Raw genomic sequence first — 12,146 nt, forward strand, 5'->3', positions numbered from 1 at the left:
AGGCGTGGGCGATGTCGGACGGCGAAGGACAGGGGTTTGTCCACCTTCGGGTTCGGTCGGCCTATTCCCTGCTGGAAGGAGCCATCAAGGCTGACGTCATCGGCAAGATGACCGAGGCGGCGGGCATGCCGGCCGCCGGTCTCACCGATCGCGCCAACCTCTTTGGGGCCCTGGAATACTCTTCCTACGCCAAGGACGCGGGCATTCAGCCGATCATTGGCTGCGCCCTGCCGGTCTCCGGCGTCGGGGCCGGACCGACCGAACGCTGGGCGCGGGCCCCGACGATCACCCTGCTGGCCCAGAATGAGCGGGGCTATCTCAATCTCTCCGAGCTGTCGTCCATCGCTTATCTCGAGAGCAGCGATCTGGCCGAGCCGATCGTGCCCTGGGCCAAGGTCATCGAGCACGCCGAGGGCCTGATCATGCTATCGGGCGGCACCGATGGCCCGGTGGACGCCCTGTTCGCGTCCGGCAAGACCGCCGAGGCCACGGCGGCGCTCGCCGAAATGAGCCGGGTCTTCGGCGACCGGTTCTATGTCGAACTGCAGAGGCATGGCTTGCCCAGGCAGGCCGCCGCCGAGCCGGGTCTGGTCAACTGGGCCTATGAAAACGACGTTCCGTTGGTGGCCACGAACGATGTCTATTTCGCCAAGGCCGCGCTGTATGACGCGCACGACGCCCTGCTGTGCATTTCCGACGGCGCCTTCGTGGGTCAGGATGAACGTCGCCGGGTGACGCCCGAGCACTGGTTCAAGCCGGCCGCCGATATGCGCAAGCTGTTCTCGGACCTGCCGGAAGCCTGCGACAACACCATCGATATCGCCCGTCGCTGCGCCTTCATGGTCAAGAAGCGCGACCCCATTCTGCCCAGCTTCCCCACGGGCGCTGGCCGCAGCGAGCCCGAGGAACTGGCCCACCAGGCGCGGGAAGGCCTGAAGATGCGGCTCGCCGAGAATGTTCTGGCGGTCGATGAACAGGTCTATTGGGATCGTCTGGATTTCGAGCTCGGCATCATCACCAGGATGGGCTTCCCCGGCTACTTCCTGATCGTGTCGGACTTCATCAAGTGGGCCAAGTCGCACGGCATCCCGGTCGGCCCCGGCCGGGGCTCGGGCGCGGGCTCGCTGGTCGCCTGGGTGCTGACCATCACCGATCTTGATCCGCTGCGGTTTGGCCTGCTGTTCGAGCGGTTCCTCAATCCCGAGCGGGTTTCCATGCCCGACTTCGACATCGACTTCTGCCAGGAGCGGCGCGAAGAGGTCATTGTCTACGTCCAGGAAAAATATGGCCGCGACCGCGTGGCCCAGATCATCACCTTCGGTTCGCTGCAGGCCCGCGCCGTGCTGCGCGATGTCGGGCGGGTGATGCAGCTGCCGCTGGGCCTGGTCGACCGGCTCTGCAAGATGGTGCCCAACAATCCGGCTGCACCGGTGACCCTGGCCCAGGCCATCGAACTGGAGCCGCGGCTCAAGCAGGCCAAGAAGGAAGACGGCAACGTCTCCAACTGTCTCGACGTCGCCCTGCAACTGGAAGGACTGTTCCGCAACGCCTCGACCCACGCCGCCGGCGTGGTGATCGGCGACCGGCCGCTGACCCAGCTGACGCCGCTGTACAAGGATCCGCGATCGGATCTGCCCGCCACCCAGTTCAACATGAAGTGGGTCGAGAGCGCCGGCCTGGTGAAGTTCGACTTCCTGGGCCTCAAGACCCTGACGGTGCTCGATCGCGCCGTGAAACACCTGAAGAAGCGCGGGGCCGAGGTCGATCTGGGCAAGCTGCCCTTCGACGACGCCAAGACCTATGAGCTGCTGGCCTCGGGCCAGACCGTCGGTGTGTTCCAGCTGGAAAGCCAGGGCATGCGCGACACCCTGCGCAAGATGCGCTGTAGTTCGATCGAGGAGATCACAGCGCTGATCTCGCTCTATCGGCCAGGCCCGATGGACAACATCGACACCTTCGTCGACTGCAAGTTCGGCCGCAAACCCGTCGACACCCTGCACCCCTCCTTGGAAGGCGTGCTGAAAGAGACCTACGGCGTCATCGTCTATCAGGAACAGGTGATGCAGATCGCCCAGATCCTGGCGGGCTACAGCCTGGGCGAAGCCGACCTTCTGCGCCGGGCCATGGGCAAGAAGAAGAAGGAGGAAATGGATCTCCAGAAGATCCGTTTCGTCGACGGCGCCAAGGAAAAGAACGTTCCCGAAGAACAGTCGGGCTCAATCTTCGAACTGGTGGCCAAGTTCGCCGGCTACGGCTTCAACAAGAGCCACGCCGCCGCCTATGCGCTGATCGCCTATCAGACGGCCTGGCTGAAGGCCAATACGCCGGTCGAATTCCTGGCCGCGTCGATGAGCCTGGATATGTCCAACACCGACAAGCTGGCGGTGTTCCACCAGGACGCCCGGCGCTTCGACATCACGGTGCGCGCCCCGGACGTCAATCGCTCCGGCGCCGACTTCGAGGTCGAGAACGGCGAGGTGCTTTATGCCCTGGGCGCCGTGCGCAATGTCGGCCTGGAAGCCATGAAGCATCTGGTCGCGGTGCGGGCTGAGGGCGGGCCGTTCCGCGACATCTTCGATTTCGTCGAGCGGGTCGATCCCCGGCAGGTCAACAAGCGGGCGATCGAAAACCTGGCCCGGGCAGGGGCCTTCGACTCCTTCCACAAGAACCGGGCCCAGATCCTGGCCTCGTCCGATGTCCTGATCGCCCACGGCCAGAGCGTCGCCGCCGATCGTCAGGGCGGCCAGCACGCCCTGTTCGGCGCCGACCCGGCGGCCGGCCGGCCGCGCCTGAAGAAGATCGATCCCTGGAACCAGGTCGACCTCCTGGATGAAGAACTGGCGGCCGTCGGCTTCTATCTGACCGGCCACCCGCTCGAGGACATGGTCGGCATGCTGCGTCGGCGGCGCACGGCGATGTTGACCGAGGTTATTCCTCAGGCCGAGGCGGGCATGGAAGCCTTCCGCATGTGCGGCGTGGTGCGACGCCGGCAGGAGAGGGCGTCGCAGAGCGGCGAGCGCTTCGCCTTCGTCTCCTTGTCGGACCCGACGGGCGAATACGAGGTGCTGTTTCCGCCGGAGGCCCTGCGCAAGTGCCGCGAGGTGCTGGAACCCGGCAAGTCGGTGTCCATCAAGGTGCGGGCCAAGGCGCGCGACGGCGAGGTGCGGTTCTTTGGCGACGACGCCGAGCCGATTGAAAAGGCGATCGAGAACGTGGTGGCGGGCTTGCGGGTCCATCTGTCGCCCTCGGCCACCGAAATCGAGGCGCTGAAGAAGCGACTGGATCCGGCGGTGTCTCAGAAGGGCGGCGAAATCACCTTCATCGCCGCGATCGGCGGGGGACGGGAGATCGAGCTGAAATTGCCGGGGCGCTACACCCTGGACGCCTCGCTGCGCGGCGCCTTGAAGACCGCGCCCGGCGTCGCCCTTCTGGAAGACGTCTAACCGGACGCCGTGGCGTCGCAAGTCGGGGATAGAGGATCATGGCCAGGCATCAGGGCGGTTGTCAGTGCGGCAGGGTGCGGTTCGAGGCGGAGGTCGGCCTCGAGGACACGATCACCTGCAACTGCTCGCGCTGCGGCAAGCTGGGCTCGGTGCTGGCCTTCGCCGCCGAGAGCGACTTCACCCTTTTGCAGGGCGAGGACGCCTTGACCGACTATCGGTTCAACACCGGCAAGATCTCGCACCTGTTCTGCTCGACATGCGGCGTCGAAGCGTTCGGGCGCGGCGAGGGCCCCGGCGGCGTGCGGATGGCGGCGATCAATGTGCGCTGCCTGGATGATGTCGATGTTTTCGCGCTGACGCCGGTCCAGGTGGACGGCAAGGCGTTTTGACGGACTGATGGCGGCCGTCCGGGCGAGGTCGAACGGCGCGCCGGGAATGGGGATGGACAAGGCGGTCGTTGTCGCCGACGGCCAACCGGGATGGGATGGATATTTGCTGATGGGGCTCAGAATGGACGCACGCGCAATTCCACCGGCGGCGCTTCGCGACCCCATCGCCGTAGAACTCGCTCGGGTATGGATCGCAGAGCAGGGACTGCATTGTTCGCTCAAGTTTGGTCTCTACGCCCACGGTGGCGTGGCGGCCGAGACGGCGGCGTGGGGAATCATCCTGGCCGACCTCGCAGGCCATGTCGCGGACGCGCTTGGCGCTGAGGGTATGGGCGCCAAGGCCGACCTGTTGGAGGCCATCGTCGAGCGCTTCAATGAAGAGATTTCCGCGCCGTCCTCCGAGCGGGTGGGCGGGTCTGGCTCCGAGGTTGGCTAGCTTCAGCGCTGTCGGTGAGAATGCCAGGCGTGCAAGCCCCGGCGCCGTTGATTCGCCAATGGCGCACCAGAAGGTGATCCGCTAGGCAGCGATGATCTTCTTCCAGACGTCGCCTGGAAGGTCGAAGGCGCCCTGACTTGGCCCCGATTGGGGTTGCCCGCTGCAAGCCTCGTCACGCAATCCGTCCGACAAGACTTGCCTTTTGCGCCATTCCCGCCTATCTGCGCGCCATTCCACACGTGGACGTTCGGTTGCTTCGGGGAGAAATCCTGAGGTCACCGTTCCGGTCCCGCTCCGAAATTGTTCGGAACGGGGGTGTCCGCGGAGGTTCAACCGGAAAAAGGATATAGGCCCGATGGCTCTTCCCGAATTCTCCATGCGTCAGCTCCTGGAAGCCGGCGCCCACTTCGGTCACCAGACGCACCGCTGGAACCCGAAGATGGACCGCTTCATCTTTGGCTCGCGTTCGAACATCCACATCATCGACCTGTCGCAGTCGATTCCGCTCCTGCACCAGGCTCTGGTGAAGGTGCGTGAAGTCGCCGCCGCCGGCGGTCGCGTGCTGTTCGTCGGCACCAAGCGTCAGGCTTCCGATCCGGTCGCCACGGCCGCCAAGCGCTGCGCCCAGTACTATGTCAATCACCGCTGGCTCGGCGGCACCCTGACCAACTGGCGCACCGTCTCGGGTTCGATCGCGCGTCTGCGCGAACTCGAAGGCGTGCTGGTCGGCGAAGGCGCCGGTCGCACCAAGAAGGAATTGCTGCAGCTGACCCGCGAACGCGACAAGCTGGAGCTGTCGCTGGGCGGCATCAAGGACATGGGCGGCATTCCCGACATCATGTTCGTGATCGACACCAACAAGGAAGCGATCGCGATCCTTGAAGCCCGCAAGCTGAACATCCCGGTCATCGCGATCCTGGACACCAACTGCGATCCGGACGGCATCACCTATCCGATCCCGGGTAACGACGACGCCGCCCGCGCCCTGCAGCTGTATTGCGACCTGATCGCTGACGCCGTCCTCGACGGTCTGGCCGCCGGCCAAGCCTCGTCGGGCGTCGATCTGGGCGCTTCGGCGGCTCCGATGGAACCGACCCTGGCGCGCGAACTGACCCCGGAACCGGTGGCTGAAGCCGCCGCGCCCGAGGCCGCTCCGGAAGCCGCTCAAGAGGCGACCACCGAAGCCCTGGACGCCGTCGCCGAAGAGCCGGCCGCCAGCTGATCTATCAACGGCCGCTCTTTGCAGCGGCTGTTGCAAGCCTGACATGCGACCGGGTTATCAAACCCGGTCGCTAACCGTTTGAATCTGGAGATTTTCCATGGCTGAGATTACGGCAGCGCTGGTCAAGGAACTGCGCGAAAAGTCCGGCGTCGGCATGATGGACTGCAAGAAGGCGCTGATCGAAAACGCCGGTGATATCGACGCGTCCATCGACTGGCTGCGCACCAAGGGCCTGTCCAAGGCCGCCAAGAAGGCCGATCGCGTCGCCGCTGAAGGCCTGGTGGGCCTGGCGGTTCGCAATGACGGCGCCGGCATGACCGCCGCTGCGGTCGAAGTGAACGCCGAAACCGACTTCCTGGGCCGCAACGACCTGTTCCAGAACGCCGTCCGCAAGATCGCGGCCGTCGGCCTGGATGTTGACGGCGTCGACGCCATCAACGCCGGCAAGACCGCCGATGGTGAAGTCGTGTCCGACATCCTGACCAACCTGATCGCCACCATCGGCGAGAACATGGTCCTGCGTCGCTCGGCCCGCTTCACCGTCGCCCAGGGCGCGGTGTCGACCTATATCCACAACGCGACCGCGCCGGATCTCGGCCGCATCGGCGTGCTCGTGGCCATCGAAGGCGCTGGCGACCAGGCCAAGATCCTGGAACTGGGCCGCAAGATCGCCATGCACGTGGCGGCCACCGCGCCGCTGTCGCTGTCGCCGGACGATCTGGACCAGGCCGCCATCGAAAAGGAACGCGCCATCTTCACCGAGCAGGCCCTGGAATCGGGCAAGCCGGCCGGCGTGGTCGAAAAGATGGTCGAAGGCCGGATCCGCAAGTTCCTGGAAGAAGTCGTGCTGCTCAAGCAAGCCTTCGTCATGAACCCGGACCAGACCGTCGAGCAGCTGGTCGCTGAAACCGGCAAGGAACTGGGCTCGCCGCTCACCGTGAAGGGCTTTGTTCGTCTGGCCCTGGGCGAAGGCGTCGAGAAGGCTCCCGCGGGTGACTTCGCCGCCGAAGTCGCCGCCATGGCCGGCCAAGCCTAAACCTATCCGGGCGCGCGCCTCGCTTTGGCGAATCGCGTGCTCATCGGCCTCGAAGGGCGCGGCGCGTTTTGATGCGCGCCGCGCCCTTCTTGCGCCTGCGCCACCGGTATTTTGCCCTGCAGAACGGCGTTGCGGCCCTGGCGTGCAAAACCGGTCCCACTTTTGAATAACGCGCACTATGTTGCGTGCCGACGACTCAGGAAGAGCCCGGTCCATGTCCGAACCCAGCACCGCCACGCCCCAACGGTTCCGCCGTGTGCTCCTGAAGGTCTCCGGCGAGGTCCTGATGGGCGATACGCCCTACGGCATCGACACCAACACCGTTCAATCTGTGGCGGCGGATATCGCCGAGATCGTCAAGTCCGGCATCGAGCTGTGCATCGTCATCGGCGGCGGCAACATCTTCCGCGGCATGGCGGGCGCGGCCAAGGGCATGGAGCGCTCCAGCGCCGACTATATGGGCATGCTGGCCACGGTCATGAACGCGCTGGCCATGCAGGACGCCCTGGAGCGTATCGGCGTCTCCACCCGCGTGCAGTCGGCGATCCCGATGGCCACGGTCTGCGAGCCCTATATCCGTCGCCGCGCCCAGCGCCATCTCGAGAAGGGCCGCGTGGTGATCTTCGCCGCCGGCACCGGCAACCCGTTCTTCACGACCGACACCGCCGCCGCCCTGCGCGCCGCCGAAATGCAGTGCGACGCCCTGCTCAAGGGCACCAGCGTCGACGGCGTCTATACCGCCGACCCCAAGAAGGACGCCTCGGCCCAGCGCTATGACCGACTGACCTATATGGACGTCCTGGCCAAGGATCTGCGGGTGATGGACGCCTCGGCCGTCGCCCTGATGCGCGACAGCAATATCCCGATCGTGGTCTTCTCCATCAAGGGACGGGGCAATCTGCTCAACGTCCTGCGAGGCGAGGGCACCTTTACCGTCGTCGCCCAAGACGCCGTCTAACCTAACCCAGAGAGCCCAAGCCATGGCCGCCGTCGAAAAGCCCGTCCTGTCCCGCTACAAGGATCGCATGGAGAAGTCCGTGCTCGCGCTGAAGGAAGACTTCGCCGGTCTGCGCACCGGTCGGGCGTCCTCCAGCCTGCTGGACCAGATCATGGTCAACGCCTATGGCTCGATGGTGCAACTCAACACCGTCGCCTCGATCAGCGTGCCCGAGCCGCGCCAGATCAACGTCAACATCTGGGACAAGGGCGTTGTTTCGGCGGTGGAAAAGGCGATCCGCAATTCGGATCTGGGCCTCAACCCCGTCGTTGAAGGTAACAATCTGCGCATTCCGATTCCGCCGCTCACCGAAGAGCGCCGCAAGGACCTGTCCAAGATCGCCGGCAAATATGCCGAGGCTCAGAAGGTGGCTGTGCGCAACATCCGCCGCGACGCCAATGACGATCTCAAGAAGGCCGAGAAAGCCAGCGTCATCAGCGAGGATGAGCTGAAGAAGATGGAAACCGAGGTCCAGAAGATGACCGACGAAGCCATCAAGAAGGTCGACGAGGCCTTGAAAATCAAAGAGCAAGAGATCATGCAGGTTTGATAGCCGACCAGCGTAACGGGGACGGTTAGGGAAGGCTTGAAGCGAATGTCGGCGTCGACCGGCCTGCAGGATGTTTCGGCGCGCGCTGGGGGCGACGTGTCGGACCGCTCGCTGCATGTGGCCATCATCATGGACGGGAACGGTCGCTGGGCGAAGCGGCGCGGCATGCCGCGCGTGCTCGGCCATCGCGCCGGCGTCAAAGCGCTTCAGCGCACCGTGGAAGCCGCGCCGACTCTCGGTGTCGACGTGCTGACGGTTTTTGGCTTCTCGACCGAGAATTGGAGCCGGCCGGCCCACGAAGTTTCCGAGCTTATGAGCCTGCTGAAGGCCTATGTTGAATCGGATCTGGAGCGTCTGGCGCGCGAAGGCGTCAGGGTGCGGATCATCGGCCGTCGAACGGGGCTGGCGCCGGACATCCAGGAAATCATTGAACGGGCGGAGCGACGCACCGCTGAGAATGTGAAGTTCACCCTTCAGGTGGCCTTCAACTACGGTGGTCGCGCCGATATCGCCGACGCCGCGCGCGCCTTCGCAGAATCGGTCGAGCGCGGCGAGGCCAAGGCGGCTGATCTCGATGAGGCCGTTTTCGAAAAGCAGCTTTCAACCTCGGCGTCCCCGCCGCCGGACCTGATCGTCCGCACCAGCGGCGAGCGTCGAATTTCGAATTTCCTGTTGTGGGAATGCGCCTATGCCGAGCTCGTCTTCCAGGACGTGCTGTGGCCGGACTATGGACCTGAGGCGCTCTCGGCCGCCATTGCGGACTACCGCGGGCGCGACCGACGCTATGGAGGCATTGCTGCCGATGACGTCGCCGTCGCCGGCTAAGCGCTTCAACTGGACCAATCTTCGCGTGCGCGTGGCTTCCGCCACGGTGCTCGTGCCCACAGTCGTGGCCGCCGTATGGTTTGGCGGGATCTGGTTTCTGGCCCTGATCCTGGTCTGCGCCGCCTTGCTCGCGCGCGAATGGGGCATGATGAGTGCTCCCCGCGCGCCCAGGGGCGTAGCCATCGCCATCGGCGGCGCAGTGCTGGTGGCCGTGGTGGCGGCTTTTCGCGAGCACTATTATCTCACCTGGCCCTTGCTGGCGGTCGGCGCGATCCTGGCGGCTCTGCTGGCCCGGGGCGCGGTCGAACGCAGGGCGGATGCGGCCTATGGCGTCATCTATATCGCGCCGGCCTGTATCGCGATGCTCTGGCTGCGCATGCTGGACGCGGGACTCAGCTGGACCCTGCTGCTGTTCGCGGTCACCTGGTTTTCCGACATCTTCGCCTTCGTGGTCGGCAGCGTCCTGAAGGGTCCCAAGCTGTGGCCGGCGTTTTCACCCAACAAGACGTGGTCCGGCTTCTTCGGCGGACTGGCGGCGGCGGCGATCGCCGCGATCGGCATCGACCTCCTGTCCGGATGGCTGCCCGCGCTTCCGGATATGAACCTGACTTGGCCCATCGCTGCGATGATCGGATTGCTCGGCGGCCTTGCGACCATGACCGGCGATCTGTGGGAATCCATGCTCAAGCGGCGGTTCGGCGTGAAGGACTCCGGAGACCTGATCCCAGGCCATGGCGGCATGCTTGATCGCGTGGACGGCTTGATGTTCGCGGCGATCGTGATCGCCGGGGTTCGCCTGATCTATCTCTACGGGTGGGCGCATTGACCTCCGCACGCAAGGTGGTGGTTCTTGGCTCCACAGGCTCGATCGGCGTTTCGACCCTGGGGCTGTTCGAGGCGTCGGGCGTCGAGGTCGAGATCCTGGCGCTCACGGCCGGCCGCAACGTCGAACGGCTGATCGAACAAGCGCTTCGCTGGCGTCCTGCGGTCGCGGTGATTGAGGACGAGAGCCGACTTGCCGCCTTGCGCGACGGCCTCAAGGACACGGGGATCCGCGCCGCGGCGGGGACCCGCGCCGTAATCGAGGCAGCGGCCATGGGCGCCGATTGGGTCATGTCGGCGATCGTCGGCGCGGCCGGCCTGGCGCCGACCCTGGCGGCCGCGCGCACGGGCGCGGTGATCGCCCTGGCCAATAAGGAAAGTCTGGTTTGCGCCGGTCCCGCCCTGCTGCGAATTTCACGCGAGGCGGGCGGATCGGTGATCCCGGTTGATTCCGAGCACTCGGCGATCTTCCAGGTCCTGCAGCCGGCCTGTATCCATCGTGTATCAAGACTGATCCTGACAGCCTCGGGCGGCCCTTTCCGCACCTGGACAAAAGACCAGATGGCGGTCGCCACGCCCGAGCAGGCGGTCGCCCACCCCAATTGGTCCATGGGCGCCAAGATTTCGGTCGATTCGGCGACCATGATGAACAAGGGCCTCGAGATGATCGAAGCCTCCTACCTGTTCGACACTCCCGGAGAGCGTATCGAGGCCGTGATCCATCCGCAGTCCATCATCCATAGTCTGGTGGAATATGCCGACGGCTCGACCCTGGCCCAGCTGGGCCCGCCGGATATGCGCAGTCCAATCGCCTGCGCCTTTGCCTGGCCAGACCGCCTGCCTTGGCCCGCGCCGCGCCTGGATCTTGCGGCCTATGGCCAACTGACCTTCGAGGCGCCCGACCTCGAACGCTTTCCGTCCATTGGCATCGCCCAGGAGGCGATGCGGCTAGGCGGCGGCGCTCCGGCTGCTATGAACGCAGCCAATGAAGTGGCCGTGGCGGCTTTCCTTGACCGCCAGATCGGCTTTCTCGATATTGCCGCCTCGGTGGCGGGGACCCTGGAACGCATGAACAGTCTCGGGGCGATCTTGGAAGCCGACGCCGATCCGGTTGAAAGCGCCATGGCGACGGATGCTGCGGCCCGCCGTATTGCGGCCGAGGTTGTCGCGCAGAAGCGTCAACGGAACTGACGCGGAGATTCCTGCTTTCATGCTCGACGTCTTGATCTTTGTTGTATCCACAGTCTTCGTGCTGTCGATCGTCGTGACGATTCACGAGCTCGGGCACTTCTGGGCGGCTCGCGCCTGCGGCGTGGCGGTGGATTGCTTTTCGTTGGGTTTTGGCCCGCCCCTGGCGTCCTGGCGCGGACGCTCGGGCGTTGAATGGCGGATCGCCGCGATTCCGCTGGGCGGCTATGTGCGCTTTTCCGGCGACGAGAACGCAGCCAGCGTTCCCGACCAGAACGATCTGGCGGCGATGAAGCGCGCGATCGTGGAGCGGGAAGGGGAGGCGGCCGTCGGGCGCTATTTCCATTTCAAGCCGATCTGGCAACGCGCGATCATCGCTGCGGCCGGACCGATGGCCAATTTCGCCCTCGCCATTGTGATCATGGCTGCGTTCCTGCTGCTGATCGGCAAGCCCCAGGGCGTTGCGACGGTCCGGAACGTCATGCCGGGCACCGCCGCGGAGGCCGCAGGCTTCAAGCCGGGCGACGTCTTCATTTCCGCCGACCGGCAACTGATTTCCAGCGCCCAGGACCTCAGCAGCTATGTTTCGCTGCGCGCCAACATGCCCATCGATTTCCTGATCGAGCGGGCGGGCGCCCGGATACACCTGAAGGCGACGCCACGCTTCGTCGAGGTCAAGGACGATATTCGCGGCCGGGTCAAGGAAGGCCGACTGGGCGTCGAAAACGTCAGCGTCGCACGCTTCCAGAAATCCACGGTCCTTCACGCCGTGCCCGATGCGGTCGCGGAAGTCTGGGGCATGCTCAAGACTATCGGCTTCTATCTGGGTCGCCTGATCACGGGTCAGGTGCCTGCCGACCAGATCAGCGGCCTGATCGGCATCGGCCACACGGCGGGGGCGGTCACCAAGGCCAGCGTCGCCGACGCGCCCAATACCGAGACCCTGCTGTTCCGGCTGGCCATCAGCCAGATGCTGCTGATCGCCAGCCTGTCGGTCAGCATCGGCTTCATGAACCTGTTGCCGATTCCTGTTCTGGATGGCGGCCACCTGTTGATGTACGCCTATGAGGCGATCGCCAAGCGTCCCCTGCGCGCCGATTTTCAGGCTGCGGGTTTTCGCGCGGGGCTTGCGCTGATCCTGGGTTTCATGTTGTTCGCGGCGTGGAACGACCTCAACCGCTACGACGTGTTCAAATTCATCGGCGGTTTGTTCACGTGAACGCCCGCTCTTCGTCCAC

The 12,146-nt window shown here is 65.0% G+C and carries 11 protein-coding genes; all 11 read left to right on the top strand.

Annotation, left to right across the window (positions count from 1 at the left end; genetic code table 11):
* Window positions 1-11 precede the first annotated feature (11 nt).
* Window positions 12-3,443 carry a DNA polymerase III subunit alpha gene (gene dnaE, locus ACW18B_RS13565; protein WP_492047559.1) on the top strand — a complete coding sequence of 1,144 codons (3,432 nt, stop codon included), beginning with the start codon at window positions 12-14 and terminating at the stop codon, window positions 3,441-3,443.
* A gap of 38 nt (window positions 3,444-3,481) precedes the next feature.
* Complete coding sequence (locus ACW18B_RS13570) at window positions 3,482-3,832, top strand: GFA family protein (protein ID WP_492047560.1); 351 nt, start codon at window positions 3,482-3,484, stop codon at window positions 3,830-3,832.
* Window positions 3,833-3,884: 52 nt separating this feature from the next.
* A complete protein-coding gene (locus ACW18B_RS13575) occupies window positions 3,885-4,268 on the top strand; it encodes a DUF5076 domain-containing protein (RefSeq protein WP_492047561.1) in 384 nt (127 codons plus the stop codon).
* Between the two features lie 355 nt (window positions 4,269-4,623).
* Complete coding sequence (gene rpsB, locus ACW18B_RS13580) at window positions 4,624-5,490, top strand: 30S ribosomal protein S2 (protein ID WP_492047562.1); 867 nt, start codon at window positions 4,624-4,626, stop codon at window positions 5,488-5,490.
* 97 nt (window positions 5,491-5,587) lie between these two features.
* Window positions 5,588-6,526 carry a translation elongation factor Ts gene (gene tsf, locus ACW18B_RS13585; RefSeq protein WP_492047563.1) on the top strand — a complete coding sequence of 313 codons (939 nt, stop codon included), beginning with the start codon at window positions 5,588-5,590 and terminating at the stop codon, window positions 6,524-6,526.
* 214 nt (window positions 6,527-6,740) lie between these two features.
* Window positions 6,741-7,484, top strand: a complete 744-nt coding sequence (pyrH, locus tag ACW18B_RS13590) for a UMP kinase (RefSeq protein ID WP_492047564.1) — start codon at window positions 6,741-6,743, stop codon at window positions 7,482-7,484.
* 22 nt (window positions 7,485-7,506) lie between these two features.
* Window positions 7,507-8,073 carry a ribosome recycling factor gene (frr, locus tag ACW18B_RS13595; protein ID WP_492047565.1) on the top strand — a complete coding sequence of 189 codons (567 nt, stop codon included), beginning with the start codon at window positions 7,507-7,509 and terminating at the stop codon, window positions 8,071-8,073.
* A gap of 45 nt (window positions 8,074-8,118) precedes the next feature.
* Window positions 8,119-8,898: a polyprenyl diphosphate synthase gene (gene uppS, locus ACW18B_RS13600; RefSeq protein WP_492047566.1), complete on the top strand. Its 780-nt coding sequence runs from the start codon at window positions 8,119-8,121 to the stop codon at window positions 8,896-8,898.
* Window positions 8,876-9,724: a phosphatidate cytidylyltransferase gene (locus ACW18B_RS13605; protein WP_492047567.1), complete on the top strand. Its 849-nt coding sequence runs from the start codon at window positions 8,876-8,878 to the stop codon at window positions 9,722-9,724. Before uppS ends, ACW18B_RS13605 begins: the two co-directional genes overlap by 23 nt.
* Entirely contained in the window at window positions 9,712-10,911 is a 1,200-nt protein-coding gene (dxr, locus tag ACW18B_RS13610) for a 1-deoxy-D-xylulose-5-phosphate reductoisomerase (protein WP_492047568.1), read from the top strand. The genes ACW18B_RS13605 and dxr overlap by 13 nt, the downstream gene beginning before the upstream one ends.
* A 19-nt stretch (window positions 10,912-10,930) precedes the next feature.
* Window positions 10,931-12,127, top strand: coding sequence for a M50 family metallopeptidase (locus tag ACW18B_RS13615; RefSeq protein ID WP_492047569.1), 1,197 nt, complete (start codon window positions 10,931-10,933; stop codon window positions 12,125-12,127).
* Window positions 12,128-12,146 lie beyond the last annotated feature (19 nt).

The organism is Caulobacter sp. FV2ps19, assembly GCF_058681035.1.